This is a genomic window from Methylobacterium sp. AC690 (assembly GCF_979256535.1).
On the sequence record NZ_CEEDOX010000003.1, the window covers coordinates 297,690 to 324,608 of the forward strand.

General features: G+C 70.2%; 25 protein-coding genes. 10 read left to right on the forward strand and 15 right to left on the reverse strand.

Features of this window, described 5'->3' with window-relative positions:
• Positions 1-8: 8 nt before the first annotated feature.
• The 4 genes from AC0IY1_RS05375 to AC0IY1_RS05390 all read right to left on the reverse strand — a co-directional run bounded on the left by AC0IY1_RS05375 (position 9) and on the right by AC0IY1_RS05390 (position 4,802).
• Positions 9-992: an ABC transporter ATP-binding protein gene (locus tag AC0IY1_RS05375; protein ID WP_103708595.1), complete on the reverse strand. Its 984-nt coding sequence runs from the start codon at positions 990-992 to the stop codon at positions 9-11.
• 24 nt (positions 993-1,016) lie between these two features.
• Positions 1,017-1,979, reverse strand: coding sequence for an ABC transporter permease (locus AC0IY1_RS05380; RefSeq protein ID WP_055954827.1), 963 nt, complete (start codon positions 1,977-1,979; stop codon positions 1,017-1,019).
• Positions 1,976-2,956 carry an ABC transporter permease gene (locus tag AC0IY1_RS05385; RefSeq protein WP_055954824.1) on the reverse strand — a complete coding sequence of 327 codons (981 nt, stop codon included), beginning with the start codon at positions 2,954-2,956 and terminating at the stop codon, positions 1,976-1,978. The genes AC0IY1_RS05380 and AC0IY1_RS05385 overlap by 4 nt, the downstream gene beginning before the upstream one ends.
• Before the next feature lie 292 nt (positions 2,957-3,248).
• On the reverse strand, positions 3,249-4,802 hold the full coding sequence (locus tag AC0IY1_RS05390; RefSeq protein ID WP_156375772.1) for an ABC transporter substrate-binding protein: 1,554 nt from the start codon (positions 4,800-4,802) through the stop codon (positions 3,249-3,251).
• Positions 4,803-5,197: 395 nt separating this feature from the next.
• Between AC0IY1_RS05390 and AC0IY1_RS05395 the strand changes: the two genes are divergently transcribed.
• The 3 genes from AC0IY1_RS05395 (at position 5,198) to AC0IY1_RS05405 (ending at position 7,468) form a co-directional block, all read left to right on the forward strand.
• Positions 5,198-6,202: an SDR family oxidoreductase gene (locus AC0IY1_RS05395; protein WP_471768197.1), complete on the forward strand. Its 1,005-nt coding sequence runs from the start codon at positions 5,198-5,200 to the stop codon at positions 6,200-6,202.
• 213 nt (positions 6,203-6,415) lie between these two features.
• Positions 6,416-6,667 (forward strand): hypothetical protein, encoded by a 252-nt coding sequence (locus AC0IY1_RS05400; RefSeq protein ID WP_055954818.1) that lies wholly within the window; start codon positions 6,416-6,418, stop codon positions 6,665-6,667.
• Between the two features lie 15 nt (positions 6,668-6,682).
• Complete coding sequence (locus tag AC0IY1_RS05405) at positions 6,683-7,468, forward strand: endonuclease/exonuclease/phosphatase family protein (protein WP_471768199.1); 786 nt, start codon at positions 6,683-6,685, stop codon at positions 7,466-7,468.
• Here AC0IY1_RS05405 and AC0IY1_RS05410 read toward each other — a convergent pair.
• On the reverse strand, positions 7,435-9,651 hold the full coding sequence (locus tag AC0IY1_RS05410) for a VTT domain-containing protein (RefSeq protein ID WP_471768201.1): 2,217 nt from the start codon (positions 9,649-9,651) through the stop codon (positions 7,435-7,437). The two genes, AC0IY1_RS05405 and AC0IY1_RS05410, sit on opposite strands and share 34 nt — an antisense overlap.
• 275 nt (positions 9,652-9,926) lie before the next feature.
• On the opposite strand from AC0IY1_RS05410, the gene AC0IY1_RS05415 reads away from it, so the two are divergent.
• Positions 9,927-10,166, forward strand: coding sequence for a hypothetical protein (locus AC0IY1_RS05415; protein WP_471768203.1), 240 nt, complete (start codon positions 9,927-9,929; stop codon positions 10,164-10,166).
• 43 nt (positions 10,167-10,209) lie between these two features.
• Here AC0IY1_RS05415 and AC0IY1_RS05420 read toward each other — a convergent pair whose 3' ends face one another.
• Positions 10,210-10,854, reverse strand: coding sequence for a Crp/Fnr family transcriptional regulator (locus AC0IY1_RS05420; RefSeq protein WP_471768206.1), 645 nt, complete (start codon positions 10,852-10,854; stop codon positions 10,210-10,212).
• Positions 10,855-11,458: 604 nt separating this feature from the next.
• Between AC0IY1_RS05420 and AC0IY1_RS05425 the strand changes: the two genes are divergently transcribed.
• The 4 genes from AC0IY1_RS05425 to AC0IY1_RS05440 all read left to right on the forward strand — a co-directional run bounded on the left by AC0IY1_RS05425 (position 11,459) and on the right by AC0IY1_RS05440 (position 15,605).
• Complete coding sequence (locus tag AC0IY1_RS05425; RefSeq protein ID WP_471768209.1) at positions 11,459-12,214, forward strand: Crp/Fnr family transcriptional regulator; 756 nt, start codon at positions 11,459-11,461, stop codon at positions 12,212-12,214.
• Entirely contained in the window at positions 12,211-12,465 is a 255-nt protein-coding gene (locus AC0IY1_RS05430; RefSeq protein ID WP_055954803.1) for a hypothetical protein, read from the forward strand. The genes AC0IY1_RS05425 and AC0IY1_RS05430 overlap by 4 nt, the downstream gene beginning before the upstream one ends.
• 466 nt (positions 12,466-12,931) lie before the next feature.
• A complete protein-coding gene (locus AC0IY1_RS05435) occupies positions 12,932-14,656 on the forward strand; it encodes a putative bifunctional diguanylate cyclase/phosphodiesterase (RefSeq protein WP_471768266.1) in 1,725 nt (574 codons plus the stop codon).
• Positions 14,657-14,699: 43 nt separating this feature from the next.
• Positions 14,700-15,605: a BLUF domain-containing protein gene (locus AC0IY1_RS05440; RefSeq protein ID WP_471768212.1), complete on the forward strand. Its 906-nt coding sequence runs from the start codon at positions 14,700-14,702 to the stop codon at positions 15,603-15,605.
• Positions 15,606-15,919: 314 nt separating this feature from the next.
• Here the strand turns inward: AC0IY1_RS05440 and AC0IY1_RS05445 are convergent, their stop codons facing one another.
• Complete coding sequence (locus tag AC0IY1_RS05445; protein ID WP_471768215.1) at positions 15,920-16,051, reverse strand: hypothetical protein; 132 nt, start codon at positions 16,049-16,051, stop codon at positions 15,920-15,922.
• The gene (locus AC0IY1_RS05450; protein WP_471768218.1) at positions 16,051-16,341 is read right to left on the reverse strand and encodes a hypothetical protein; all 291 of its coding nucleotides are present in this window, start codon (positions 16,339-16,341) and stop codon (positions 16,051-16,053) included. The genes AC0IY1_RS05445 and AC0IY1_RS05450 overlap by 1 nt, the downstream gene beginning before the upstream one ends.
• A gap of 137 nt (positions 16,342-16,478) precedes the next feature.
• On the opposite strand from AC0IY1_RS05450, the gene AC0IY1_RS05455 reads away from it, so the two are divergent.
• Positions 16,479-17,312 carry a DUF6502 family protein gene (locus AC0IY1_RS05455; RefSeq protein WP_055954791.1) on the forward strand — a complete coding sequence of 278 codons (834 nt, stop codon included), beginning with the start codon at positions 16,479-16,481 and terminating at the stop codon, positions 17,310-17,312.
• 11 nt (positions 17,313-17,323) lie between these two features.
• On the forward strand, positions 17,324-18,631 hold the full coding sequence (locus AC0IY1_RS05460; protein ID WP_471768221.1) for a DUF5666 domain-containing protein: 1,308 nt from the start codon (positions 17,324-17,326) through the stop codon (positions 18,629-18,631).
• Between the two features lie 37 nt (positions 18,632-18,668).
• Here AC0IY1_RS05460 and AC0IY1_RS05465 read toward each other — a convergent pair whose 3' ends face one another.
• From AC0IY1_RS05465 to AC0IY1_RS05495, 7 genes are all read right to left on the reverse strand, one after another.
• Positions 18,669-19,373: a phosphorylase gene (locus AC0IY1_RS05465; protein ID WP_471768224.1), complete on the reverse strand. Its 705-nt coding sequence runs from the start codon at positions 19,371-19,373 to the stop codon at positions 18,669-18,671.
• Positions 19,374-19,440: 67 nt separating this feature from the next.
• Entirely contained in the window at positions 19,441-21,438 is a 1,998-nt protein-coding gene (shc, locus tag AC0IY1_RS05470) for a squalene--hopene cyclase (protein WP_471768227.1), read from the reverse strand.
• 39 nt (positions 21,439-21,477) lie between these two features.
• Positions 21,478-22,782, reverse strand: a complete 1,305-nt coding sequence (hpnE, locus tag AC0IY1_RS05475; protein ID WP_055954779.1) for a hydroxysqualene dehydroxylase HpnE — start codon at positions 22,780-22,782, stop codon at positions 21,478-21,480.
• The gene (hpnD, locus tag AC0IY1_RS05480; RefSeq protein WP_471768229.1) at positions 22,782-23,636 is read right to left on the reverse strand and encodes a presqualene diphosphate synthase HpnD; all 855 of its coding nucleotides are present in this window, start codon (positions 23,634-23,636) and stop codon (positions 22,782-22,784) included. The genes hpnE and hpnD overlap by 1 nt, the downstream gene beginning before the upstream one ends.
• Positions 23,633-24,559: a squalene synthase HpnC gene (gene hpnC / locus AC0IY1_RS05485; protein WP_471768232.1), complete on the reverse strand. Its 927-nt coding sequence runs from the start codon at positions 24,557-24,559 to the stop codon at positions 23,633-23,635. The genes hpnD and hpnC overlap by 4 nt, the downstream gene beginning before the upstream one ends.
• Positions 24,559-25,581, reverse strand: a complete 1,023-nt coding sequence (gene hpnA / locus AC0IY1_RS05490; RefSeq protein WP_055954771.1) for a hopanoid-associated sugar epimerase — start codon at positions 25,579-25,581, stop codon at positions 24,559-24,561. Before hpnA ends, hpnC begins: the two co-directional genes overlap by 1 nt.
• Before the next feature lie 162 nt (positions 25,582-25,743).
• Positions 25,744-26,919 (reverse strand): transketolase C-terminal domain-containing protein (locus tag AC0IY1_RS05495; protein ID WP_471768235.1); only part of this gene is annotated, 1,176 nt, incomplete at its 5' end.

A 26,919-nucleotide genomic window follows, 5' to 3' on the forward strand; every position in this document is an offset into this window, starting at 1 on the left:
GGGCGCATTCATGCGGCGGAGGCCTCCGAACGATCGTAGAGGTGGCAGGCGACCCGGTGCGCGCCCACCGGAATCGGATCGGGCCGCTCCACCACGCAGCGGGCGAAGACGGAAGGGCAGCGCGGGTTGAAGGCGCAGCCCTTCGGGATGTTCGAGAGCCGCGGCATCGAGCCGGGGATCTGGGCGAGGCGGTCGGTCTCCTGGGCCAGGGTCGGGATCGCCCCCATCAGGCCCTTGGCGTAGGGATGCAGCGGGTTCTGCACCACGTCGCGCACGGGGCCGATCTCGGCGATGCGGCCCGAATACATCACGGCCACCCGGTCGGCGGCCTCCGCGATCACGCCCATGTCGTGGGTCACCAGCATCACGGCGGTGCCGCGCTCGCTGCCGAGGCGCTTCAGAAGCGCGATGATCTGGGCCTGAACCGAGACGTCGAGGGCCGTGGTGGGCTCGTCGGCGATGATGAGCTCCGGCTCGGCGGCCAGCGCCAGGGCGATCACCACGCGCTGGCGCATGCCGCCGGAGAATTCATGCGGGTAGCCGTCGATCCGCCGCTCCGGCGCCGGGATTCCGACCTCCGCCAGGAGGTCGATGGCGCGATGGCGCGCGGCTTTCTCGGACAGGTCGGTATGGGTGCGGATGGTCTCCACGATCTGCCGACCGACGCGATAGAGCGGGTTGAGGCTCGTCAGCGGGTCCTGGAAGATCATGCCGATGCGCCGGCCCCGGATGCGCCGCATGGCCTCGGGCGACAGGGTGTCGATGCGCTCGCCCTGCAGCCGGATCTCGCCGCCCACGATGGCGCCGGGGGGATCGATCAGGCCGATGACGGCCGAGCCGGTCACCGACTTGCCCGCCCCGGATTCGCCGACGACGCCGAGGATCTCGCCCCGGGCGATGTCGAACGAGACGTCGTCGATGGCCGTGAGGGTGCCGCGCCGACCCGCGAAGGCGACGCGCAGGTTGCGGACCGAGAGAACGGGCTCTGTCATGTCAGATCTGTCATGGCGTCGCGGTTACTGCAGCTTGGGGTTCAGGGCGTCGCGCAGCCAGTCGCCGAGCAGGTTGATCGCCAGGACGAGGCCGGCGAGCGCCAGGCCCGGGAAGGCGACGATCCACCACTCGCCGGAGAACAGGAAGCGGTTGCCGGTGCGGATCAGGGTGCCGAGGGAGGGCATCGAGTCGGGCAGGCCGGTGCCCAGGAAGGACAGGGTCGCCTCGGTGATGATGGCCAGCGCCAGGTTGATGGTGGCGATGACGAAGACCGGGCCGAGGACGTTGGGCAGGACGTGCCGCACCATGATCACCGGCGAGGACAGGCCGATGAGCCGCCCGGCCTGGACGTAGTCCTTGTTCTTCTCGACCAGAACCGAGGACCGGACGGTGCGGGCGTACTGCACCCAGAACGACAGCCCGATCGAGAGCACGATGAGCCCGATGGCGGCGTTCGTATCCATCTGGCTGCCCAGGGCTGCCTTGGCGACGCCGTCCACCACCAGGGCGATGAGGATCGCCGGGAAGGTAAGCTGCACGTCGGCGATGCGCATGATCAGCGTATCGACGAAGCCGCCGAAATAGCCCGCGATCAGCCCGAGCAGGATGCCGAGGACACCCGAGACCAGGACGCCGAGGAGCCCCACCACCAGGGACAGCCTGAGGCCGTAGAACACCGCCGAGAGCACGTCGCGGCCCTGGTCGTCGGTGCCGAGGGTGAAGGGCGCGAGGCCATCGGCGTACCAGATCGGGGGCAGGTTGGAGTTGATGAGCTCGAGCTGGGCCGGGTCGTAGGGATTCTGCGGCGAGATCCAGGGGGCCGCCAGCGCCAGGAGGGCGAAGAGCAGCGTCACCGCGAAGGCGCCCATGGCCAGCTTCGAGCGGCGGAAGCTGGCATAGACGTCGGAATCGAGGAAGCGGGCCAGGGCCGAGCGCTTCACGGGCGCCGGCGGGAGGAGGGGGGACTCCTGGACGGACGCGCTCATGAGGCCCGTCCCGTGGACAGATGCAGGCGGGGATCGACGATGGTGTAGAGCACGTCCACCACGAGGTTGATGACGACGAAGATGGCGGCGACCAGCAGCAGGTAGGCCGCCATGATCGGGATATCGACGTTCTGCACGGCCTGGACGAAGAGCAGGCCCATGCCGGGCCACTGGAACACCGTCTCGGTGATGATCGAGAAGGCGATGACCGAGCCGAGCTGCAGGCCCGCGATGGTGATGACCGGCACCAGCGTGTTCTTGAGGGCGTGGCCGAGATGGATCGAACGGGTGGTGAGGCCCCGTGCCCGGGCGAAGCGGATGTAGTCCGTGCGCAGCACCTCCAGCATCTCGGCGCGGACCAGGCGCATGATCAGGGTCATCTGGAACAGGCCGAGGGTGACGGAGGGCAGGATCAGCGCGCGCAGGCCCGAGGCGGTGAGGAAGCCGGTGGTCCACCAGCCCAGCCGCACGGTGTCGCCGCGGCCGAAGGAGGGCAGCCAGCCCAGCGTCACCGAGAACAGGAAGATCAGCAGGATGCCGATCAGGAAGGTCGGCAGGCTGATGCCCACGAGCGAGATGGCGAGGAAGATCTTGGCGAGCCAGGTGTCCCGCCGCAGGGCGCAGTAGACCCCCATCAGGATGCCGACGGTGAGCGCGAACAGCGTCGCGCAGAGCGCGAGTTCGAGGGTGGCGGGCATGCGCTCGGCCAGGAGCGACGAGACCGGCTGGCGGAACTGGTAGGAGGTGCCGAACTCGCCGCGCGCGACGTTGCCGGCGTAGCGCAGGAACTGGACCGCCACGGGATCGTCGAGCCCGAGATCCTTCCGGATCGCGACGCGCTCGGCATAGGGCGTGTCGACGCCCACGATCTGGTTCACGGGATCGCCGGCGAACCGGAACATCGAGAAGGCGATCAGGCCGACCGCGAACAGCACGGCGATGGATTGTAGCAGGCGCTGCAGGATGAACGCGATCATCGGCGGGCGATCCGGCCGTGCAACTCGTCGAGACCGGCACGCTGAGCGATCGCAGACCGCGGCGCGCCGTCAGTCCGGGGCACCGCAGGCGCGCCCGGACTCCAGGACCGCCCACGGTGTGACGTCCGGCACCAGCTCCGTTTCCGGATCCCGGGCCCCGCCGCGCGGCCCCGGGACGACGGGGGGCTGCACGCGCCGGTTCGGCGTACAGACCAGCGGATGCGATCGCCCATTCCCCGCCGGGCGGAGACGCGGGGCGATGCGACGTCCTGAAACCGTTCGGCCATAGCGGTCACGGCTGCTTCGAGACCCAGTACAGCATCAGCATGTTGTCCGGGCGCTGGACCAGGGTGACCTTCTTCGAGACGCCCCAGGCCAGGGCTTGCTGGTGCAGCGGGATGAAGCCCCAGTCGGCCTGGATGGTGTCGAAGCCTTCCTTGATCTCGGCGTTGCGCTTGGTCTGGTCGCTCTCGGCCTCGACGGAGTCGGCGAGCGCGTCGACCTTCGGGTTGCAGTAATTGCCGAGGTTCCAGTTGCCGCGGCCGGGCTTGGAGCCGTTCCGGCAGCCGGCGATCTCGAACAGGATGTTGTGCGAATCCTGGGAGGAGGGGGTCCAGCCGACCAGGTAGAACGAGGTGTCGTAGGCGGGGGCCAGCACCTTGGCGAAGTACTTCGCCTTGGGCTGCGCATTGAGGTTCACCTTCACGCCGACACGGGCCAGCATGGAGACCACGGCCTGGCAGATCGCCTCGTCGTTGACGTAGCGGTCGTTCGGGCAATCCATGCCGAGGGAGAAGCCGTCCGGATAGCCCGCCTCGGTGAGCAGCGCCTTGGCGCGCTTGGGGTCGTATTCGGGCCGCTTGAACTCGGACGCGCGGGGGAACAGCACCGGGGCGATCAGGAGGGCGGAGGGCACGGCCTGCCCGCGCATGACGCGCTTGGCGATCGTCTCCTCGTCGATGGCCCGGTAGAAGGCCTCGCGCACGCGGACGTCCTTGAACGGGTTCTTACCCTTGACGTTCGAGTCTCTCAGCTCGTCGCGCGCCTGGTCCATGCCGAGGAAGATCGTGCGCAGCTCCGGCCCGGCCATCACGGTGGCGGTGCCGCTCCCGTTGACGCGCTGGGCGTCCTGCAGGGGCACGGGGTCGATCCAGTCGACCTCGCCGGAGATCAGGGCGGCGACGCGGGTGGCGTCGTTCTGGATGGTGGTGAAGACCGCCTCGTCGAGGTTCGAGTCCACCTTGCCCCAGTAGTTGGGGTTCTTCTTGAACACCGTGCGCACGCCGGGCTGGTGCTCGGTGATGATGAACGGCCCGGTGCCGTTCTCGTGCAGGGCGGCGTAGCTGGTGGAGGTCGCGCTCGGCAGGGTCGGGGCGACGGCGCCGTTCTTCTCGGCCCAGGACTTCGACATGATGTACCAGGTAGAGAACTGGTACAGGGCGATCGGGTTGGGGCTCTTGAGCTTCATGTCGACGGTGTGGTCGTCGATCTTCACCCACTCGGCGTCGGACGGCACGTTGGTGGTGAAGTTCGAGCCCGGCGCCCGGACGCGGTTGGCCGAGAAGATCACGTCGTCGGCGGTGAAGTCCGAGCCGTCATGGAATTTCACGCCCTTGCGCAGGTGGAAGCGCCAGCGCGTCGGCTCCGGATTCTCCCAGGACTCGGCCAGCATCGGCGCGAGGTTCAGATCCTTGTCACGCGTGATCAGCGAGTCGAAGACCGCGCCGTGCATGCCGATCGTGAAGCTCTCCTTCAGGGAGTAGGGGTCGAGCGACTTGATGTCCCCCTGGAAGGCGAAGCGGAAGACGTTCGCCGCGGCGGCCGGCGCGGTGGCGGACAGGCCCATGACGGCGGCGAGGGCGGTGGCCGAGACGAACGCTTTGACCGTGGACTTCAACAAGGCACCCATCCTCTTCGAGTCTGCTTCGCACGCGACTGCCGACACCTTGGCGTCGATCGTACCTTGGCATCGACTGTACCTTGGCATGGATCGGGCCAAGCCCGAACCCGGTTCTCGGCGCCGTCCACGCCGATGCTGTGGACCCGCCATCGCCCATCGACCGGGCCGCTCTGTGCCCAAAAATCGGTCAATAGCCACGAATCGGTCAAGTCCCAACTCGCTGCGGCCGGGACGCGTCGGCGTCGCGGCTGAACAGGGGCGCGGCGAGGCCGGTTGACGAAGCATCCCCGTTCACCCGTGACGCCCAAAACACCGGCGTGACGCCCAGGACACCGGACCGCATGTTCGCCACCCGCAAGCCCCTCGACCAGCAGGTCGTCGTCATCACCGGCGCCTCCAGCGGCATCGGCCTCGCCACTGCCCGGATGGCGGCCGAGGCCGGCGCCAAGGTCGTCCTCACCGCCCGCAACGGCGAGGTCCTCGCCGAGGTCCAGCGCGCGATCGAGCAAGGCGGAGGCGAGGCGATCCACGTGGTCGCGGATGTGGGCGAGCGGGCGCAGCTTCAGGCCGTGGCCGACCGGGCCATCCAGCGCTTCGGGCGCATCGACACCTGGGTCAACGATGCCGGCCTGTCGATCTTCGGACGCCTCGAGGAGGTGAGCGACGCCGACCACCAGCGCCTGTTCCAGACCAATTTCTGGGGGCTCGTCTACGGCTCCCTCGTGGCCCTGCCGCATCTTAAGACGACGGGCGGCGTGCTGATCAACCTCGGCAGCGTCGCCTCCGACATCGCCTTCCCGCTGCAGGGGATGTACTGCGCCAGCAAGCACGCGATCAAAGGCTTCACCGACGCTCTGCGGATCGAGCTGGAGGAGGAGGGCGCGCCCGTGGCGGTGACGCTGATCAAGCCCGCCTCCATCGACACGCCCTTTCCGCAGAACGCGCGCAACTACACCGACCACGAGCCGAAGCTGCCGCCGCCGATCTACCGCACCGAGGAGGTGGCCAACGCCATCGTCGAGGCCGCCGTGCATCCGCAGCGCGACATCTACATCGGTGGCGGCGGCCGCCTGATGAGCGGTGCCCAGCGCATGGCGCCCCGGACCTTCGACCGGATTGCCCGTACGATGACGGCGCAGCAGCAGCGCGACGAGCCCGCCCGCCACCGCGACGGTGCCCTCTACGAGGCAGGGTTGGGCGGCCGCGTCGCCGGGGAACACCCGGGCTACGTCATGCGCCGCAGCTACTACACGCGTTCCGTCCTGCATCCCTTGACGACCGCCGCGGTGGTGGCCGGTGTCGGACTGGCGGCGGCGAGCCTGCTCGGGGGCCTGCGGCGCTCCTGAGGGGCGACGCACCGGAGGGTGCAGCGGACTGACACGGGCGGGATGCCGGGAGACCGGCCGGGGCGACGCTCCCCGATCGCGGGTGCTGCTCCATATGGTCCGGTACCCGGCGCGCGACGGAGCCGCCTCACCGGCGCTCGGTCGGGTCGAGTGGCGTCTCCGGTGAACGGTTCGTGCGGCGCCGGTGGTGAGAGAGGATTTGGGGAGTTCGACATGGCCGATCTCGACCACACGCTACAGCGCTTCCAGGGCCTCCTGGTGGCCGAACAACCCGTCGATCTCGGCGAGGCCGAGGACGCGATCTGGGCCTATCTCTCGCAGGCCCAGGGCCTGTCCGCCCAGGTCGAGGCCCTGGAGCGGCTGCAGGAGGCGGTCCGGCCGTGGGACAGCCATTCGCCCTTCCTGCCGCAATTGCGGGCCGCCCTCGACCGGCATCGCAGCCGCCTCGCCGAGCCCTCGGCCTGACGGCGACCGCCCCGCATGCGCCTCCTCAGCTACAACATCCGCCATGGGCGCGGCACCGACGGGCGCGTCGATCTGGAGCGCGTGGCCCGCGCCATTCGGTCGAGCCGCGCCGACATCGTCGCGCTGCAGGAAGTCGACCTCGGCCGCGCCCGGACCGGCGGCGTCGACCAGGCCGGGGCCCTCGCCCGGCACCTGGGCATGCGGTCGCACTTCCACGCCGCCCTCGAGGTCGAGACCGAGCGCTACGGCGACGCGATCCTCACGACGCATCCCTCCCGCCTCGTCAGGGCCGGAGGCCTGCCGGGGCTCGCCGGTCGGCCGGGTCTCGAGCCGAGGGGCGCCCTGTGGGTGGAGGTCGCCTGTGATGGGCACCGGCTCCAAGTCCTCAACACCCATCTGGGCCTCGCCGCGGCGGAGCGAAGCGCGCAGCTCGCGGCACTGCTCGGTCCCGACTGGCTCGCGGCCGCATCGGCGGCGGGGCCGGTGGTCCTGGCCGGAGACTTCAACGCAACGCCGTGGTCACGGGCCTATCGCCAGCTGACGGCGCAACTCAGCGACGCCCGCGCCGTCGCGCGCAGCCGGGTGGGGCGCGCGACCTTCCCGGCTCGCTGTCCGGTTCTGCGTCTCGACCATGTCTTCGTCGGTCCGGGCCTCCGGGTGGACCAAGTGGCGGTGCTGCGCGACGGGGCCGCGCGCTGCGCGTCCGATCATCGTCCGCTCCTGGCGACGCTCGACTTCGCCGAGGTGCCGCGGGCGGTGCTGCGGCCTCAGGAAGCCCTGGCCGTGGCGCCGGAGGTCTGAGCCGCCGGCGCCTCCGCCGGGCGCTCGCCCCGCCGGAACTGCTCCAGGGCGGCGGCCCGGCGCCAGGGTCGCCAGGCATCGCGCACGCTGGCCGGGTCACCGAGATGCCAGGCCTCCACCAGGCGCGCGAGGGCGCCGCGCCGGGAAGGCACCATCGGGCAGAGCCGGTGCGGCGCCACGAGTGACGGATCGTCCAGCACCGCGCGCAGGGAGCCGCGACGGCGCACGGCCTCTTCGAAATCCTCGCGCGGGCAACCGGCGTGGTGGGCGAGCAGGCCGTCCCGCAGGCGCAGGATGGCGGATCGCGCGAGAGGCGCGTCCTCGCTCGGCAGGACTTCGATGGCCAGGTCGCACTCGCTGTCGTAGCCGAGGGAGCGGTTGTTGAGGTTGGTCGACCCGATGCGCACCAGGCGATCGTCGAAGATGCCCACCTTGGAATGGACGAGGATCGGGCGTCCCTCCGCCGTATGCGGCGCCAGGATGCGGAGGCGATCGAAGCGATCCGCCGCCCGAAGCTTGCGGATGAGTCCCCGTCGGGCGCTGTCCATGGTCAGCCGGTCGAAGGCATTCGGGCTGCGCTCGGCCACCACGATGATGATCTCAGGTCCCTCGGCCTCGCCGAGGCGCGCCATCAGCGCGGCGCCGATCAGGGGCGACGTCAGGTACTGGTTCTCCAGGTAGATGACGTGGGCGGCGCCCCGGATCGCGGTGGCGTACAACGCGGCGTTCTCGTGCAGGGCCGCGCGCTTCGGGCCGGCGGGCCGGGTGCGCGACAGGGCGACCGACGTGGCGTGGAGGAGCGGGGTCACGGAGGCCGGCCAGGGCGTCCCGTCCCGTGCGGGCGGGGGAGGCAGACGCTCGCCGGTGGCCTCGTGCCAGCGTTGGCGCGCGAGGTCACCCAGGGCCGCCGCCGCCGGGCCCTCGACCGCCATCATGATGTCGTGTCGCGGCGGATAGGTTTCGCCGCTGGGAAGGCGCCGGCGGGGGTCGCCATCCCGATGGGCCGGCGTATCCCAGCGATTGGCCTCGAAGTCGCCCCCGCCGCAGAAGGCCACCGCGTCGTCGACGACGAGGATCTTCTGGTGCTGGCAGGCGCCGAAGGGCAGCGTCGCATCGACCCGGTAGCCGATGCCGGGACCCAGCAGGGTGCGCACCGCCTCCGGTGTCAGGTCCCGTCCGGCCGAGAGCGGCCAGGGCATGTCCCAGATCAGGATGTGGATCGCGAGGTCCGGCCGGCAGGCGCGCAGACGGTGGAGCAGGTCCACCAGGGTTTCCCCCTCCGGGGCGTGGCTGCCGTCAGGCGCGAGGCGCAGGCGCGGGTCGAAGCTCCAGCCGATCAGCAGGATGGCGTGGCGCGCCTCCAGCATGGCGCTGCGGGCGGCCGCGAAGTAGGCGGCGCCGTCATGGAGGACGGCGAGCCGATCGGCCTGCTCGATGCGCCAGCAGGTCTGGCCCGGCCGAAGCCAGCGCGCCTCGGACCGGGGCGGAGCCGGTGCGCCCGGATCGGCGGCCCGGGACGAACGGGACGCCGGATGCAGCCCGCGCGCGGCGAGCTTCGCCTGCACGCGGCGGCGCGTCACCGCGACGGCCCCGAAGGTCGCCACCAGGCCGAGCCCCAGCGGGATCCAGTGGGCGGCCGAGTCGGCCGCCGTGCGGCCGATCACGCCGAGATAGACGCAGAGGATCGTCCCCGGGATCATGCCGAGGAGGGTCGAGACGAAGAAGTCCCGCACACGGACCCGCGTCAGGCCGAGAATGTAGTTCTGCACGTTGAAGGGCACGAAGGGACTGACCCGCATCAGGGTCAGCAATTGCCATCCGCCGTCGCCCACCGCCTCCATCGTGGCGACCATCGTGGGACGTCGGGCGATGACGCGCTCGACGCGTCGTCTCAGGACGAAGCGCGCCGCGAGGAAGGCCAGGACGGAACCGACGGTCGCCGCCCCGAGGACGATCGGGAGCGACCACCACCCGAAGGCGAGCGCTCCGGCGATCGTCAGCGGGGTGCCCGGGATCACCAGCAGCGTGGCCAGGACGAAGAGGGCCGCGAAGGCGACGGGGCCGAGGGGCCCGAGACTCGCCGCCCAGGCGCCGAAGGCCTGGAGCCAGTCCTGAACCGGCAGTAGGAACCAGACCGCGGCCGTTGCCGCGAGACCGAGCAGGATGAGAAGCCAGGAACGCATACCGATTGATGTCAAACGGCCGCGCTTGCGTCACGCCGAAAAGCGATGGACGACCCGTTTCGTTGCGTTCGTCTCACGGTGTCTGTCGCTCCACTGCCTGTGCCGCCGCGAAACACGGCACGAACACACAGCACGAACACACAGAATGCATCGCGCGCCGAAGCGTTGCGCTGCAGCATCGACCTTTGCACCGTCGCGGCGCATCCGCTATCGCTCGCGCGCCGGCCCGAACCGGGGCTGCCGGGACGACGAGGCCGCACGCCGCGCTCCCGGCCATGACGCGCGACAACCCAGGATTCCGAACCATTTCCCAGGACGCTGAGATCACCTTTCGCGGCCGCGGGCGCGGCCTCCTCCGCGAGGCGGGCCTCCGGCTCGATGTCTGCCCGCTCTGCTCCCAGGCGAACACCCCGCGCATGGCAGAGGCCGGGCGATGCGCCTGGTGCGCCTACGTTCCGTCCCTCGACGACGTGGAGCCGGTGCGCGCCGAGGACCCGTCCCACGCCGCCGGATAGCGTCGGCAACCGGTCCGCTGCTTAGGACCCGAGGCGCGGGGTCTCATTCCTCCTCGACCAGGCGCCGATAGGCCGCCTCGGCGATGCCGTAGCTCCGTCCCGCGGCTTCCTGCAGCCGTTCCCGGTTCCGGATCGTGATCCGTCCGCGCCGGGCCCAGATATAGCCGGAGCCTTCCAGGTTCTGCACCGCCAGCGTCACGCCGGAGCGCTGAACCCCCAGCATCACCGCCAGGATTTCGTGGGTGAGGACGAGGTCGTCGCCCTCGACGCGGTCGTGACACATCAGGAGCCAGCGGGCGAGCCGGGTCTCGATGCCGAAGTTGGCGTTCACGAAGGCGGTCTGGCGCGCCTGGAACAGCTCCGCCTGGATGAAGCGCAGCATCTGCCGGCGCAGCGTGGCGCTGCGCTCCATCGCGGCCTCGAGGGCATCCCGATCGATGACGAGGGCGACCCCCGCGATCTGGACGACATGCTCGTAGGGCGAATGGGTCGACCCGAGAATGACGCTGGCGGCGTCCACGAAACCCTCCGGACCGATCATTCCGACCTCGATCCGGGTCGTGCCGACCTGCAGGATGACCGAGACGAGGCCGGCCTCGACGAAGTAGGTCTGTGCGAGATCCGCCCCGGCCTGAACCAGAACTTGCCGGGCTGCCAGGTCCAGGCGTCGCAGATGCGGTTGAAGCAACGCCAAATCGTCGGACGATAGGGTCCGCAGCAAACGGTTACGCGGCAAGACTTGCATTCGCTGAGGTCAGACCTTGTTCTCTCGGGTCAGAGAACCAAGCCTCTCCCGCCCTGGCGCGGCCATAGCGAAGGTTGAGCACTAGATCAATCAAAGATGGCAGATCATCCTGCGAGCATCTAAACGCATCAGTAGTGGGTTCATAAACATAGGTTAAAGGTTTGAAATCATACAAATGCGGCTCGGGTGCTTACAACTGCTGAAGCGGCAGGATAAAAAATGCAAAGCCCTGCGGCCTGACCTCCGCAGTGCGCGGTAGGAGAGCAGCATGACATCGTCGGATCGGCGAGCCGACGGGGATCGCGGGGCAGGCACGCGGGGTCGACGGCGCAGTCTCGACCCGGAACGGCAGCGGAGTGGGTCGGCTCGCGCGGCCGAGGCCGGCCGTCCGGCTCTCCGGCGCGTGCCCGCACCCACGGATCGGGATTTCTGGCCGCGCCGCTCACCGATGTGTCCCCGACTCCGCGTGATGTGAGGGTCGATCGGTGCACCGCTGGTCGCGATCTCACGCGATCCGAAGATTGTTGCCAGGATTACGGACATCGTCTTGTCATCTCATTCCTCGATCCCCCTCGCCGATTCCTCGAACCCGCTGGTGCGAAAGCTGGAGGGTTTCGGACCTCTCACCGAGGAGGAGCGGGCGGTGCTCCGGCGCATCAGCGCCAACGGTCACGTCATCGGGCCACGCGTCGACCTGATCCGCGAGGGCGATGCCCCGGACGGCGTGATCCTGATCATGGAGGGCATCGCCTGCCGGCAGAAGCACCGCGCGAACGGGGCGCGCCAGATCACCGCCTACCTGGTTCCCGGTGACGCCTGCGACCTCGACGTGGCGCTGCTCACGCAGATGGACCACACCATCACCACCCTGTCGGCCTGCCGCGTGGTGCGGATTCCCATCGACATCGTCAAACGGATCATGGACGAGCACCCGGCGATCGCCCGCTCCCTGCGCATGGGCACGCTGGTGGACGAGGCCACCCTGCGCGAATGGCTCGTCAACGTCGGCTGTCGCTCGGCCATCGAGCGGATCGCCCACCTGTTCTGCGAATTGCTCGTCCGCCTGCAGGTGGTCGGCTTCGCGAGCGAAAATTCCTACGAGTTCCCGGTCACCCAGCTCGATCTCGCCGACACCGTCGGCCTCTCGAATGTGCACGTGAACCGGTCGCTCCAGGAACTCCGGCGCCAAGGTGTGATTGAACTGAAGGGCAGGACGCTGAAGATCCTGGATCGTCAGCGCCTGAAATCGATAGCGGAATTCAACTCGAAATACCTGCACCTGGGAACGCGGGCCGCGGCATGACCATGAAACTCCAGCCCGTTCAGATCGCGACGGGCAGCAATGACCGCGAGAGCCGGCTGGTTTTCGAGGATGGGATGCTCGTCGCCGTGCTCGTCCAACTCTCCAGCGAGCATGATTCCGAGGCGGGACATTGGTTTCTGGAAGCGGGCTTCGGGCGCGTCGAGAATGTGCACGCGCCGATCTTCGCGGATCTCGACGAGGCGCAGGCCTGGATCGGCCGGCAATTGTCGGAGCCCCGGTCCTTCGGCTGAGACATCGCGCGCCTTTTCGCGTTCTCGACCACACGTCGTTGATCCTCGCGTCGAAAACAGCCCTCGGCCGAGGCGAACCCCTGCCACGTTGATGTGTGTGAATGTGCCGGCTGCAACCGTCGGACATGCTCGACCCGTCGCGCCGTCTTCGGATCGACCGGGTCTCGCCGATACCTTGCCCCCCGATCGTATCGGCGAGACGACTTGATCGTCGAGGTACAGCGAGCGATGAAGTCGGTCGCGTCATCTTTGGATGGCTGTCGATGTTCTGCGATGCTCAGTTGCTGCGCAGTTCTAATCTCTGGATCTGACCAGATCACGGCAGCCTAGTGTCGTATGAGCGCCCCTGGCATGCGCTATGATTTTCACATTTGAAAGTCGGCGGCGCGAAAACCTATAATTTACTTTCGCGTCTCTATACTCGCGGCGCTGGCGCACCCCGGATGCGCACCGGAGCGGCGACGTGATGCAGGCAGTCCAGGTTCGCGCGAGACCGGAGACGACCCCCGGCCCGGCTGAGTCCGCGCTCGGGCCGGCACCCTATCTCGATGTGGTACGCCAGGGCTTTCTCGTCTTCGAGCGGAGCCGGCTGGTCCTCTGCACCGGGCCGGCGCGGGACGTGGTGGGCGGGTTCGGCCTGCCTGAACGTCCGAGCCTTCGTCAGGCCCTGCACACCCTCTGCCGCCTCCTGCCCCTCCGCCGGGATGCCCTGTTCGCCCAGGTCCGGTGCGCCCTGGACCGCTGCGAGGGCCTCGCCTTCGAGATCCTGCACGCCGGGCTGACGCTCGAGGTCGGCATCCAGCCCTTCGGCTGCTCCCGCGGGACCTGCCGGGGCTGGACCGTCACCCTCGAGGACGTCACCCTGCGCCGCGCCGCCGAGAGCGCGGCCAGCGAACGGGCGCGCCTCGACCCCCTGACCGGCCTGCCGAACCGCCTGCACCTGCGCGAACGCCTGGAGGATGCCCTCGTCGAGGTGGAGACCTCCGACGGCGCCTGCGCGGTGCTCCTTGTGGACCTCGACCGGTTCAAGCCCGTCAATGACACGCTGGGTCACGCGATCGGCGATGCCCTTCTGGCCAAGGTCGCCGAGCGCCTCAGCGCCACGCTCCGTCCCTGCGATACCGTCGCGCGCATCGGCGGAGACGAGTTCGTCGTGGTCCAGCGCGGCGTAACGGACCTCGAGGAGACCCGGGTCCTGGCGCGCCGCATCGTCGACCTGATCGGCCGCACCTACATGATCGAGGGGCAGTTGCTCACCATCGGCGCCAGCGTCGGCGTCGCGGTGGCGCCGCGCGATGGCACCGACGCGGATCGCCTGCTGAAATGCGCCGACCTCGCCCTCTACCGGGCGAAGCTCGAGGGGCGCGGGGCATTCCGCTTCTTCGAGGCCGAGATGGACGCCCGCATGCAGGCGCGCCGTCGCCTCGAACTGGACATCCGCCAAGCCCTCGGCCGGCGCGAATTCTCCCTCCACTATCAGCCGCAGCTGAACCTCGAGAACGACCGCGTCACCGGGTGCGAGGCGCTGCTGCGCTGGAATCATCCCGAGCGCGGCATGGTCCCCCCGGGCGAATTCATCTCGCTCGCCGAGGAGATCGGATTGATCGTCCCGATCGGCGAATGGGTCATCCGCCAGGCCTGCCGCGATGCCGCGACCTGGCCCTCGGCGATCAACGTCGCGGTGAACGTGTCGCCCGCGCAGTTCAAGGGCGATCGCCTCGTCGAGGTCATCGTCTCCGCGCTGGCGAGCTCCGGGCTCGCCGCGAGCCGCCTGGAGATCGAGATCACCGAGGGCGTGCTGCTTCAGGAAAACGAGCGCACCCTGCGGACCCTGCACCGGCTGCGCGCCCTCGGCATCCGCGTCTCCATGGACGATTTCGGGACCGGGTACTCCTCGCTGAGCTACCTGCGCTCGTTCCCCTTCGACAAGATCAAGATCGATCGTTCCTTCGTGGCCGACATCACCCAGAAGCCGGACGGAGACGCGGTGATCCGTGCGATCGCGGGTCTCGGGCGCAGCCTCGGCATGACCACGGTGGCCGAGGGCGTCGAGACCGAGGACCAGATGCGCCGCATCCGCGCCGAGGGCTGCACCGACGTCCAGGGCTACCTCGTGAGCCGGCCGATCCCGGCCCAGGCGCTGCTGGCCCTTTTTAACGACCTCGGCCCACACGGCCTCGCCCAGGCGTGAGGCAGCCGCCCCCGACCGTGTCCAGCTTTTCCGGAGATCGGATATGAGCGACCTCTATCGTCTCGTCTATGCCAGCAAGAACCTTCTGAAGGTCCCCGACGCGGAGGCGAGCAGCGCCGTCGCGCAGATCCTCGCGACTTCGCAGCGGAACAACGCCGAGGTCGGCGTCACCGGCGCGCTGATGTTCAACGGCGGTGCCTTCGCGCAGGTGCTCGAAGGCCCGCGCCAGGGGGTGGAGCGCACCTTCGAGCGGATCCAGCGCGATCAGCGGCACGGCGACGTCACGGTGCTCGAATGCGGGCCGACCGAGGCGCGGGGCTTCACGAACTGGTCCATGGCCTTCGTCGGTCAGGCGGAGGCCGGACAGACGCTGTGGAACGATCTCGCCCGGGAGAGCGGCTTCGACCTGTCCCGGCTCGACGGCGACGCCGTGTTCCGGATGCTCCACGGTCTGGTGATCGAGGAGGAGGGCGTTCCCGGCACCGCGTCGATCGCCACGATGCCGACCGTCGCGGGCACCAGCGACGCGGATGCGCCCGTGCCGAGATCCGACATGACCGGTCTCGACGTCGACCGCATCCGTGCCGAGGTGGCGGATCTGCGTCCGGCAAACCCGACGGTTCCGGCGTCCCCGGTCATGCCGGCAACCGCGTCCGCTTCGACGGGCGAGCCTGCGGGCCAGCCGGCCGCGTCCGATCACGCCGCGCTGGCGGTGCTGCGGGAGGCGCTGGCCCAGGAGCGGCGCCGGACCACGGCGTTGCGTGAGGAGCTCGACGATCTGCGCATCGCGCAGGCCCAAGACCGCGCCGCGGTCGTGGCTGTCCGTCAGGAGCTCGACCTCTGGGTGGAACGGGCCCGCTGCCTCGCCTCCGCCCTGTGCCGCGAGGCCGAGGCGGTTCGCGGGACGGCCGACGCACCCGCGGTCGGTGCCTCCGTCCGCGCTGCCTGACGCCGCCGGCCGTTCGCTTCCCGGTCGCGGTCTTCCGCCGCGAGGCCTCGTCTCGGGCAGGCTTCGAGCAAGATCAGACGCGGCGAGGCGCTTTGTCTGCCCTGCCGCGCAGACGCGCGATCAGCGCGCGCCACCAGCCGCCGAAGGTCCGCTCGGACGACAGCCGCCGTCGCGCAGACCCGCGCGGAGGCCGGCAGGCGTGCAGGGAAGGGCTCATGCGGGGATCGGCGCGATACATCGAATGGGCTGCGAGCGAGTGTGATCACACGGGTGAACGGGTCGTCGCGGGGTCGGGTCGCCGAGCAGCGGCAGCCTCAGCCCCGGAGTGCAAGGACCAGCAGGATGACGGTGGCGACCGCCGGAACGGCGCACAGGAGCACGTCGATGATCAGGCGCGGTTGCGGCTGATCCGACCGACTGGGGGAACGGCTCGTGATGCGGGACATCAGTTCGCCCGCGGGAACGCGAAGGCCGCCGCCATCCGGCGTGGTGAGGCGAGGCGGGTGGCGCTGACCCGCGGCGTGTCCACTGCCAGCGTTGTGCCCTGCGCCGCCGGGAGCGACCGCTGTCCGGTCGAGATCAAGACGACGACGGCCAGCGCGGCAACCGAGAGGACGCTGACACCGCGACCGAAGATGGCGAACGACCGGGCTGACCGTCCCGTCGCGCCTCCGGACGTGTCCGCACGAAGCGGCGGTAGAGCGTCCGTCGGGTGGAAGGGCGTCAGCGCGGCCATGGCGGCACTCCGGGTCGAAATCACTCCCATCCTCGTATGTGGGTAAATTTCCCACGTCAATCGAACTGGGTTCGGAACAGGTGTCCGAACGCACGCCGTGGGATTGTCTCCCACGGCGCGGTGCTTATGCTGGAGCCATGGCCGATCCGACCGAGACCCTTTCCGAGGGAGCGAACCTGCACGCCCCCGTCGCGCGTCTGCTTCGGCCGCTCGTGCGCCTCTTCGTGGCACGCGGCATCACCTTTCCGGCGCTGACCACGCTCCTGCGCGAACTCTACGTGAACGTCGCCGAGTACGACTTTGCGCTGCCGGGCAAGGAGCAGACGGACAGCCGGGTCAGCCTGCTGACCGGGATTCACCGCAAGGAGGTCAGTCGCCTGCGCGGCGCCGGTGCCCCCGTCAGCGCCGTGCCGTCCTCCGTGTCGCGGACCAGCCGGATCATCGCGCGCTGGCTCGCCGATCCCGCCTTCACCGACGCGGACGGCCAACCCCGCCCCCTCACGCGGGCGGGCGACGGGACCGGCGCGTCCTTCGAGGAACTCGTCGCGGCCGTGACCCGGGATCTGCGCCCGCGCGCCGTCCTCGATGAGTGGCTCGACCGCGGACTCGTGGTCGCCGATGCCGACGGCCACATCGTCCTCGCGGAAGCGGCCTACGTGCCGAAGGGGGGCGGGGAGTCCCAGCTCTATTACTTCGGTCGCAATCTGCACGACCACATCGCCGCGAGCGTCGCCAACATCACCGCGCCGACCCCGCGCTTTCTCGAACGGGCGGTCCATTACGACGGCCTGTCCAAGGAACTGGCCGATCGCCTCGAGGCCCGTGCGCGCGAGATCGCCATGGAGGCGCTGCAGCAGGCCAACCGCGAGGCCCACGCAGCCTGTGAGACCGATGTCGGCGGCACCCATCGCTGGAATTTCGGCGTCTACGTCTATGGCGAGGATGCGCCGTCCGCGGCGGCGAAGGCGTGAGGCCCGCCTCCATGCGTGCACCGAACCGTCGCGACGCTCTGCGCCTGCTCGCCGCGGCGCCTCTCGCGCTGGCCGCCCGCGCCGACCCGGTCCCGCCGATCCGCGATCAGGGCATCGGCGGGACCGGCGCGCGCCCCAGCCACCCGCCGGGTGACGGTTCGGAACCGGAGGGCGACCGTGGCCTGGGCGGCACCGGGGTGATCGGGACGATCCGCAAGTTCGGATCGATCATCGTCAACGACCTGCGCATCACCTACCCGCCGGACGTCCAGGTGCGGATCGACGGCCGGCCGGCGGCAGCGGGCGACCTGCGCATCGGGCACGTGGTGCGCGTCGTTGCCCTCGAGAGCGGCGGCACCCTCGCCACACGGCGTATCGACGTGACGAGCGAGGTGGTCGGACCGGTGGAGGCCGTCCGGAAGGGGGGGCTGACCGTCCTCGGGCAACGGGTCGCCCTCCCGGCGACCCAGCGGGATGGCTGGACCCTCGGCGAACGCGTCGCGGTGAGCGGTCTGCGCCGCCCCGATGGCGTCGTCGTCGCCAGTCTGGTGGAGCGGCGGTCCGAAGGACCGGGTCGGGTGGCCGGTCCGGTCCGCCGGGGGCCGGAGGGCAGCCTGATGATCGGGGATCTCCGCCTCGTCGGTGTCGATGCCGAACACGTCGGGCGTCGCGCCATCGTCACGGGTGACCCAACGGGGTCGAGTCTGGCGGTGACCGGCATCGAGCCGTCGCGCGCGCTCTTCGTCCCAGGCCTGCGCCGCGTCTGGATCGAAGCCTATGTCGGCCGCAATGCTCGCGGTCTCCAGATCGGGTCCGGCCTCGCGATCACCGGTCGGCCCGAGGCGGGAGTGCCGCGCCGCGGCAGCGTGCGCGCGGTTGTCATTGCCGAGCCGGCCCGAGACGGCCGCCTCAACGTCGAGAGCCTGCGCATCGACCGGCGCGGCACCGAGCGCCCCAGCCCACGGACGGCCCCCGATCGCGGATCGCCCCCAAGGTCAGAGGGTCGTGGCGTCGACGGGCGAGGCCTTGAAGGTCGGGGCATCGATGGACGCGGGCTCGACGGAGGCAGGCTCGACGGACGCTTGCCCGGGAGCCACCCGGGGAGCGGACCACGCCTCGACATCGATACGCGCTCGCCCCTGGGCGGCGAGCACGGACGGCCCGGGGGTGGTTTCGGGGGCGGACCGGGCGGCTTCGAGCGCCCCGGCGGGTTCGGGCGCGGTCCGGGGGGAGGACTCGGGCCTGGAGGCGGACTCGGGGCCCCGGAGGGGCCGGGTGGCTTCGGCGGTGGCCCCGGGCGGGGTCCGGCCGGACGCTGAATCGCCTCGGTCCCGGTACGCTGCGCGCGGCGTGCTCTCAGACGGCCGGGACGCCGAGGGCGATCCCGAGCCGGGCCCGGCATCGGGTCAGGCTCTGAAAGGCGCGGCCCGAGTCGCGGGCCAGGCGGATCAGGGCGGGGATCTGGTCGGGCTGCCGTGCGATCGCGGTGAGCACCGCGCGGATGTCGGGCTCACCGTCGGGCTTCAGCGCCTGGGCGGCGAAGGCCGGGATCGCGCGGTCGGCAGGATCGCAGACGATGCGCAGGGCCGCGAAGGGCAGCCCATGCTCCGCGGCATAGGCCGCCGCCACATGGGATTCCATGTCGACCCCGGCGCTGCCGGTCGCGCTGCGCAGGGCCGCCTTGGCGGGCACGTCGATGACGGCGGCATCGACGCCGGCCAGCACGGCTTCGCGAACGGTCGAGCCGGATCCCGCGAGCGCACGCATCCAGGCCGCGGTGATGGCGGGATCGGCCGGATAGCTTCGTGTCGGCGTGACGATGGCGGTTGCGACCAGCACGTCGCCCGGCTGGAGAGCGGGGTCGAGACCGCCGGCGATGCCGATACTGACGACGGCGCGGCAGCCCGGCTCGGGCCGTGCGGCCAGGAGGGCGCGAAGACGTTCCGGATTGCCGCCGGCCCCAATTGCTTGGACGCCGGTGCCGGAGGCGAGCCGCGCCTCCTTCGCGAGGCCGGTCACGGCCAGGACCGGGAGGGTGCCGGGCGCGGTCATCGCACGCATGCCGTTGCTCGATCGACCACGAACCGGAGCCTTCGCATCACAGCCCTGTGCCCCACATCCCATCGACTCACATGCCGAAGGCGATCTTCCGGGTGTTGCTGCGCTGGAGGTTGCGGTAACGCGCCATGGCCCACAGGGGGAAGAACTTCGGGTAGCCGTGGTACCGCAGGTAGAACACCCGCGGGAAGCCGGTCGCGGTGTAGCGCTCCTCGGACCAGAAGCCGTCGGCGCCCTGGGTGCGGGTCAGGTAGTTGATGCCGCGGGTCACCGCCGGATCGTCGGCCTCGCCGGCCGCCATCAGGGCCAGCAGCGACCAGGCCGTCTGCGAGGCGGTGGAGTAGCCGGGCTCGAAGGCCGGGTCGATCTTGTAGGACGAGGCGTCCTCGCCCCAGCCGCCATCGGGGTTCTGGATGCGGATCAGCCAAGCGACAGCCTTGCGGATCTCGGGGGAGGCCGGATCGACGCCGGCGGCGTTCAGGGCGCACAGCACCGACCAGGTGCCGTAGATGAAGTTCATGCCCCAGCGGCCGTACCACGAGCCGTCCTCCTCCTGGTCGTTCAGGAGGTAGGTGACGCCGCGGTCGAGGGCCTTCGAGCTCTCCCGGGTCTCCCCGAGTTGCGCCAGCATCGAGACCACGCGGGCCGTGACGTCGGCCGTGGGCGGGTCGAGCAGCGCGCCATGGTCGGAGAACGGGATGTGGTTCAGGTAATGGTGGTTGTTGTCGGCGTCGAAGGCCGCCCAGCCGCCGTCGCTCGACTGCAGCCCCTCGACCCACTCGCGGGCCCGGGCGATGGAGGCGCCGTAATCCGGCACATCGGCCACGAGGCCGTGCTGGCGCGAGGCCCGATCCATCGCCATCACCACCACGGCGGTGTCGTCGAGGTCGGGGAAGTGCGGGTTGGCGTACTGGAAGGCCCAGCCGCCGGGGCGCACGTTCGGGCGGCCCGCGGCCCAGTCGCCCTTGATGTCGAGGACCTGGAGGGGCTTCAGCCAGTCGAGGCCGCGCCGGGCCTGGTGCTCCGCCTCCGGGCCGCCCGCCTCGAGGAGGGCGTGGCCGGCCAGCGCCGTGTCCCAGACCGGGGACAGGCAGGGCTGCACGTAGGCCTCGTGCTCCTTGACGACCACGAGCTTCTCGATCGCCTCGCAGGCGATCCGCACCTGGGGATGGTCGGCCGGGTAGCCGAGCACGTCGTACATCAGCACGGTGTTGACCATGGCGGGGAAAATCGCCCCGAGGCCGTCGTCGCCGTTGAGGCGCTCGCTGACCCAGGCCACGGCCTTGTCCATGGCACGCGCCCGCCGCGTCTTCGGGAAATAATCCTGCGTGACCTGCAAGATGCGGTCGATGGCGCCGAAGATCGGCGTCCAGGGCCAGGTCGCGTGGGGGCTGCCGGGCCAGGTGCGCACGGTTTGCGGCGGCGCCACGAACAGCTCGGGGATGCCGATGCCGCGGGGATTGCGGGCGAGCGGCTTCTTGGCCTGGATCACCAGCATCGGCACGATCACGCAGCGTGCCCAGTAGGAAACCTTGTCGAGGTGGAACGGAAACCACCTCGGCAGGTGCATGATCTCGACCGGCATCACCGGCACCGCGCGCCACGGGACCTCGCCGAAGAGGGCCAGGAGGAAGCGGGTGAAGACGTTCGAGTTGGCGGCGCCGCCGCGGGACAGGATCGCCTCGCGCGCCCGGCGCATATGCGGGGCTTCGATCGAATCGCCGCTCATCTTGAGGGCGAAGTAGGCCTTCACGCTGGCGCTCATGTCGAACGGGCCGTCGTGGACCAGGGCCCAGCCGCCGTGCTTGCCCTGCGTGCGGCGCAGGTAGTTGCCGATCTTGGTCTCGAGTTCGGGCGCGATCTCGGTGGCGCGGAACTGGTGGAACATGATGTATTCGGACGGGATCGTCGCGTCGGCCTCGAGCTCGAAGCACAGGTGCCCGTCGTCATGCGACAGCGCCGTCAGCGCCTGGGTCGCGCGCACGACTCCCCGCTCGACGTCCTCGAGTGAGATCTCCTGAGTCTTGGGGCGCTGCAGCGCCTCGACCTTCCTGAATGCGTCCCGCATCGTCCTCGCCTCACCGGCCGCGCAGGCGGCCGCCTTATCTCACGCCGCGCCGCGCGCTCGTGCCTGTCCGCACGTGCCGGTCCTCCGGGCGAGGGCCGATGCGGCGGTCGTTCCTGAACGGATGGCTCCCTCGATCGTCGATGGCAGACCGGTCGCGGTCCAATCCCCTGCCAGGACGAGATTCTCGTGGGCCGTCACGGCGCCGGAGCGTCGTGCGGCCTCGGCCGGCGTTGCCGCGAAGGTCGCCCGCTTCTCCTTGACGATCTGCCAGCTGGGCAGTTCGGGCGCAAGTCCGGTCAAAGTCACGATCTCGGACCAGATCTGACGTCCCAAATCTTCGCGTGGCACATCCAAGAGCCGATCGGCCCCGCTGATGGTCACGGATAGACGATCCGGATAGGCAAATAGCCACTCCGTCATTCCGTTCACCACGCCGAGCAGTAACGGCGATCCCGGCGGCGGAACCACAGCAAAATGCGCGTTGACGATGGAGCGGTGGCTCTGCGGTGCCGGCAGGCCCGGCAGCAGGTCGCAGGCGACCCAGGGCGGCAGGGCGAGCACCACCGCATCCTCGGCGGCGAGCGTGATGGTCTCGTCGCTGAAGACGAGGCCGGCGATCCGGCCCTCGCCGAAGCTGAGGCTGCGCAGCCGGTGACCCAGGCGAAGGTCCGCCCCGCGCCGGGTGAGATAGTCGACCGCCGGATCGACGAAGGCCGCCGAGAGGCCGCCGACGGCGACGAGGGGCCGGCAGGCCTTGCCGCCGGCGCCGAGGGTCTCGCGCAGGATCGTCGCCGCGAGGCCCGTGTCGCTCTCCTTCGGATCGGTGTTGAGGGCGGCCAGCAGCACCGGGTGCCACAGGCGGTCGTAGAGCGTGCCCTCGCAGGCCATGCTCTCGCCGATGGTGCCGCCCTGGCCGGGGCCCTTGCCGGCCGCCGCCTTGAGGATGCCCAGGGGCGCGAGGTAGTCGCGCGCCGCCGTGCCGGGCACCCGGCGGGAAGCCTGCAGGACCCACCACGGCACGCGGCCCGCATTGGGGCGCAGGGTCCAGCGCTCGCCGGTCTTGAGGTCGGCGAAGGGGAACGCGGCCTCGGCCGGACCGGACAGGGCGCTCTCCGGCGCACCGATGGTGCGCATGAAGCCGAGCGCCGAGGTGTTCCCCGACAGGAGCAGGTGGTTGCCGTTGTCGATGGTCAGTCCGAGCGTCGGATCGTAATACGAGCGGCAGCGGCCGCCGGGCTGCTTGGCCGCCTCGTGCACGACGACGCGCGCGCCGCGCTCCACCAGCGAGACGGCGGCGGACAGGCCGGCGAGGCCGGCGCCGATGACGTGAACCGTTCCGGCCATCAGACGATCCCGTGTCGCAGGACGACGCCCAGCAGGGCGAGCTTGCCCGGCTTGACGCGGGCGCGGGGCTTCTCCCAGCCGCGGGTCAGCACGGCGTCGAGGTAGAGCCGATAGGCCGCCGCCATGAGGCGCGGTGCCTTGGTCACCTTGCGCGGGCACCGGGCGATGATGTCCCAGGTCGCGCGGTAATGCGCCTCGGCCTCACGGGCGACGGCGATGCAGACCTCGCCGATCCGCGGATGGTCGATGGCGGTTTGCGGCGTCGGTGCGGTCAGGCCGATCGCGGCCAATTTCTCCCGCGGCAGGTAGAGGCGGTTCCGCTCGGCATCCTCGTCGATGTCGCGCAGGATGTTGGTGAGCTGAAGCGCGCGGCCCTCGTGGTAGGCGAGGGCGATGCCTTCCTGCTCGGCAACCCCGAAGATCCGCACCGACAGGCGGCCGACCGCGCTGGCGACCCGGTCGCAATAGAGGTCGAGGGTGGCCTCGTCGGGTGCGACGATGTCCTCGAAGGCATCCATCGCCATCCCGTCAATCACCGCCTGGAAATCCTCGCGCAGCAGGCCGTAGCGGCGGATCGGCACGACGAGGTCCTGCACGCGCGGCGCGGGACGGCCCGCATAGAGATCGTCGATGTCGGTGCGCCAGCGGTCGAGTTCCGCGGCCCGCACGGGGGCCGGGCCACCGTCATCGGCCACGTCGTCGACGGCGCGGCAGAACGCGTAGACCGCGTACATGGCCGCGCGCCGGTCGGGCGGCAGCAGCCGCATCGCCGTGTAGAAGGACGAGGATTTCGCCGGCAGCGCGTCGGCTGCCGGTGCGGTGGGGTCGGTGGCGGGAGACAGGGTCGCGCTCATGGCCGGCTCCCCTGAGCCACCTTCGGGGTCGCGACTTTCGCGGCCTGGGACCGCAGCGTACGGCCACGCAGGGGCCGCCGGGCGAGGGTCGCGGCGATGCCGCCGAGGGCGGTCAGGGCGAAGGCGGCCTTGCCGTGGTGCACCTTCTCGCTCAGCGGGTCGCGCTCCATCAGGCCTTTGCACAACACGACGGCGAGGCGGTGGATGGCGGCGATCTCCAGGCTGAGGCGCAGGTCCGCGATGAGGTCGGGCAGGACCGCCCCCTCGTCGAGAAGCCCCATGGTGCGCTCGGCCAGCTCGGCGATCGCGCCGCGCAGGGCCGGCGAGGCCTTGTCGGCTCCGAGTTCGGAGATCGCGGCACCGTGCCCGTCGAGGGTGTCCTGCGGGATGTAGACCCGGTCGATCGCCCGGTAGTCCTTTCCGCAATCCTGCAGGTGGTTGATGATCTGCAGGGCTGCGCAGATCGCGTCCGAGGGCCCCCAGACCACGCTGCGGTCCTCGCCATGCACGTCGAGGACGTAGCGGCCCACCGGCATCGCCGAGAGGCGGCAATAGGCGATCAGCTCGTCCCAGTCGGCGTAGCGGCTCTTGCGCGCATCGAGGCGGAAGGCGTCGAGAAGTTCGAGGGCATGCGTCGGCGCGAGGCCGCGGGCGGCGAGCTCGCGGCGCAGGGGCTCGGCCGCGGAATCCGTTGGGCGACTGCCGGTCAGGTCGTCGGCCAGGGCGTCGAGGAGCGCGATCTTCCGCTCCGGCGACAGGCCGGTATGGTCGGCCACGTCGTCGCCGGCCCGGACGAAGTCGTAGAACGCCAGGATCGCGCCACGATGCTTCGGGTGGATCAGGTGGGATGCGACGGGAAAGTTCTCGTCGCGATAGCCCTTGCCGGTGCGTGCCTCCGTGGCCGTCTGGATCGTCGTGCTCATCACAGGCGTCCTTCCTGGCGGAACCAGGCAATCGCGTCGGACAGGCCTTCGCGATAGGGCCGGGCGGTGTAGCCGAGTTCGGCGCGCGCCTTCGCGTCTGAGAAGAACATCCGGTAGCGGGACATCCGGATGCCGTCGATCGTGGCGAAGGGCGCCTTGCCGGTGAATCGGGCGATCTGCTCGGAGACGAAGGCGATCGGGTAGACCACCGCCCGTGGCAGGTTCACCGTCGGTGGCTTGCGGCCGACCAGGCCGGCGATGTCGGCCAGCATCTGCGACAGGAGCACGTTCTCCCCGCCGAGGATGTAGCGCTCGCCGATCCGGCCGTGCCGAAGAGCCAGCAGGTGCCCGGCGGCGACGTCATCCACGTGTGCGAGATTGAGGCCGGTATCGACGAAGGCCGGCATCCGGCCCAGAGCCGCTTCGAGGATGATGCGGCCGGTCGGGGTCGGCTTGACGTCGCGCGGACCGATCGGCGTCGAGGGATTGACGATGACCACGGGCAGGCCGTTGCGCGCGGCCATTTCCTCGACCACGCGCTCGGACACCACCTTGCTGCGCTTGTAGGCGCCGATGGCGGTGGCGGGGGTGAGGGGGCGCGTTTCATCGGCCGGCGTGCCGTCGTCGTGCGGCTTGATGGTGGCGACGCTCGACGTATAGACGACGCGCTCGATGCCGGCCCGGAGAGCCTCTTCCATCAGGATCACGGCGCCGTCGCGGTTGGTCGCCACGATCTCTTCCGGGTCGGGTGCCCAGAGCCGGTAATCGGCCGCGGCGTGAACGAGATAGCGCTGGCCCTGGAGGGCGCGCGCCACGGCGGCGCGGTCGCGCATGTCGCCCTCGACGATCTCGACGTCGGTCCAGGTCAGGTTGGTGCGCGGCGAGGTGGCCCGGACCATGATCCGGACGGGGAAGCCGGCCTTGCGGAAGACGTCGACCAGGGCCGCTCCCAGGAAACCGCTCGCGCCGGTGATGAGAACCGGGCCGGCATCGAACGGGCCGGAGGGGGTCGCCTGTGGCATTTCTCTCGTAAGGGTCTGAGGATCTTATGCGTGCGCGGGGCCCGAAGCGGACTTCGGACCCGAGGATGGCGCGCTTTTGTCATCGAAACCGGTGTCGGACAAGCGCAACGGGGACACACCCGGGTCGCAAAGCCCGGATGCCTCATGCACTTGGATGGCCACTCAGGCGAGGCGCAGGCGCCCCGACTGTCCGGCCTTCCGTTCGGGCAGGGCGGCCCTGACGGTCTGGAGGATGCCGGCGGCGTCGAGGCCGGCCTCGGCGTACATGGCGTCGGGGGTGTTGTGGTCCTGGTAGGTGTCGGGCAGCGTCAGCGTGCGCACCCGGACCCGGCCGGCATCCAGCGCGCCCCGCTCGGCCAGCAGGTGCAGCACCATCGCGCCGAAGCCCCCCACCGAGCCTTCCTCCAGCGTCACCAGGACCTCGTGGCGCGCGGCCAGGTCCAGGATCAGAGCGTCGTCCAGCGGCTTGGCAAAGCGCGCATCCGCCACGCTCACCGCGATGCCCTCCGCCTCCAGCGCATCGGCCGCCTTCAGCGCCTCCGACAGCCGCGTGCCCAGCGACAGCAGCGCCACCCGCGCGCCCTCCGGCGCCCGCACCATCCGGCCCCGGCCGATCGGCAGCGCGACCCCGCGCTCGGGCAGGTCCACGCCCACGCCCTCGCCGCGCGGGTAGCGCAGCGCGATCGGGCCCGTGTCGTGGGCATGCGCCGTGGCCACCATGTGCACCAGCTCGGCCTCGTCGGCGGCGGCCATCACCGTCATGTTCGGCAGGCAGCAGAGATAGGCCAGGTCGAAGGCGCCCGCATGGGTCGCCCCGTCCGCCCCCACCAGCCCGGCCCGGTCCATGCAGAAGCGCACGGGCAGGTTCTGCAGCGCCACGTCGTGCACGACCTGATCGTAGGCCCGCTGCAGGAAGGTCGAGTAGATCGCCACGAACGGCTTGTAGCCTTCCGTCGCCAGCCCGCCCGCGAAGGTCACCGCGTGCTGCTCGGCGATGCCGACGTCGAAGGTGCGCTCCGGATGCGCCTTGCCGAACAGGTCGATGCCCGTGCCCCCCGGCATCGCGGCGGTGATCGCCACCACCTTGTCGTCGGCATCCGCCGCCTTGATCAGGCTCTCGCCGAACACCCGGGTGTAGGCCGGCGCGTTCGGCTTGGCCTTGGCCTGGACGCCCGAGAGCACGTCGAACTTGACCACGCCGTGGTAGCGGTCGGCCGAGGCTTCCGCCGGGGCGTAGCCCTTGCCCTTCTGGGTCACCACATGCAGCAGGATCGGGCCCTGCTCGCTGTCGCGCACGTTCTTGAGCACGGGCAGCAGGTGGTCGAGGTTGTGCCCGTC

Coding starts and splice junctions, on each gene's coding strand:
- AC0IY1_RS05375 (WP_103708595.1), bottom strand. CDS start 992: ATGACAGAGCCCGTTCTCTCGGTCCGCAACCTGCGCGTCGCCTTCGCG.
- AC0IY1_RS05380 (WP_055954827.1), bottom strand. CDS start 1,979: ATGAGCGCGTCCGTCCAGGAGTCCCCCCTCCTCCCGCCGGCGCCCGTG.
- AC0IY1_RS05385 (WP_055954824.1), bottom strand. CDS start 2,956: ATGATCGCGTTCATCCTGCAGCGCCTGCTACAATCCATCGCCGTGCTG.
- AC0IY1_RS05390 (WP_156375772.1), bottom strand. CDS start 4,802: ATGGGCCTGTCCGCCACCGCGCCGGCCGCCGCGGCGAACGTCTTCCGC.
- AC0IY1_RS05395 (WP_471768197.1), top strand. CDS start 5,198: ATGTTCGCCACCCGCAAGCCCCTCGACCAGCAGGTCGTCGTCATCACC.
- AC0IY1_RS05400 (WP_055954818.1), top strand. CDS start 6,416: ATGGCCGATCTCGACCACACGCTACAGCGCTTCCAGGGCCTCCTGGTG.
- AC0IY1_RS05405 (WP_471768199.1), top strand. CDS start 6,683: ATGCGCCTCCTCAGCTACAACATCCGCCATGGGCGCGGCACCGACGGG.
- AC0IY1_RS05410 (WP_471768201.1), bottom strand. CDS start 9,651: ATGCGTTCCTGGCTTCTCATCCTGCTCGGTCTCGCGGCAACGGCCGCG.
- AC0IY1_RS05415 (WP_471768203.1), top strand. CDS start 9,927: ATGACGCGCGACAACCCAGGATTCCGAACCATTTCCCAGGACGCTGAG.
- AC0IY1_RS05430 (WP_055954803.1), top strand. CDS start 12,211: ATGACCATGAAACTCCAGCCCGTTCAGATCGCGACGGGCAGCAATGAC.
- AC0IY1_RS05435 (WP_471768266.1), top strand. CDS start 12,932: ATGCAGGCAGTCCAGGTTCGCGCGAGACCGGAGACGACCCCCGGCCCG.
- AC0IY1_RS05440 (WP_471768212.1), top strand. CDS start 14,700: ATGAGCGACCTCTATCGTCTCGTCTATGCCAGCAAGAACCTTCTGAAG.
- AC0IY1_RS05445 (WP_471768215.1), bottom strand. CDS start 16,051: ATGTCCCGCATCACGAGCCGTTCCCCCAGTCGGTCGGATCAGCCGCAA.
- AC0IY1_RS05450 (WP_471768218.1), bottom strand. CDS start 16,341: ATGGCCGCGCTGACGCCCTTCCACCCGACGGACGCTCTACCGCCGCTT.
- AC0IY1_RS05455 (WP_055954791.1), top strand. CDS start 16,479: ATGGCCGATCCGACCGAGACCCTTTCCGAGGGAGCGAACCTGCACGCC.
- AC0IY1_RS05460 (WP_471768221.1), top strand. CDS start 17,324: ATGCGTGCACCGAACCGTCGCGACGCTCTGCGCCTGCTCGCCGCGGCG.
- AC0IY1_RS05465 (WP_471768224.1), bottom strand. CDS start 19,373: ATGCGTGCGATGACCGCGCCCGGCACCCTCCCGGTCCTGGCCGTGACC.
- shc (WP_471768227.1), bottom strand. CDS start 21,438: ATGCGGGACGCATTCAGGAAGGTCGAGGCGCTGCAGCGCCCCAAGACT.
- hpnE (WP_055954779.1), bottom strand. CDS start 22,782: ATGGCCGGAACGGTTCACGTCATCGGCGCCGGCCTCGCCGGCCTGTCC.
- hpnD (WP_471768229.1), bottom strand. CDS start 23,636: ATGAGCGCGACCCTGTCTCCCGCCACCGACCCCACCGCACCGGCAGCC.
- hpnC (WP_471768232.1), bottom strand. CDS start 24,559: ATGAGCACGACGATCCAGACGGCCACGGAGGCACGCACCGGCAAGGGC.
- hpnA (WP_055954771.1), bottom strand. CDS start 25,581: ATGCCACAGGCGACCCCCTCCGGCCCGTTCGATGCCGGCCCGGTTCTC.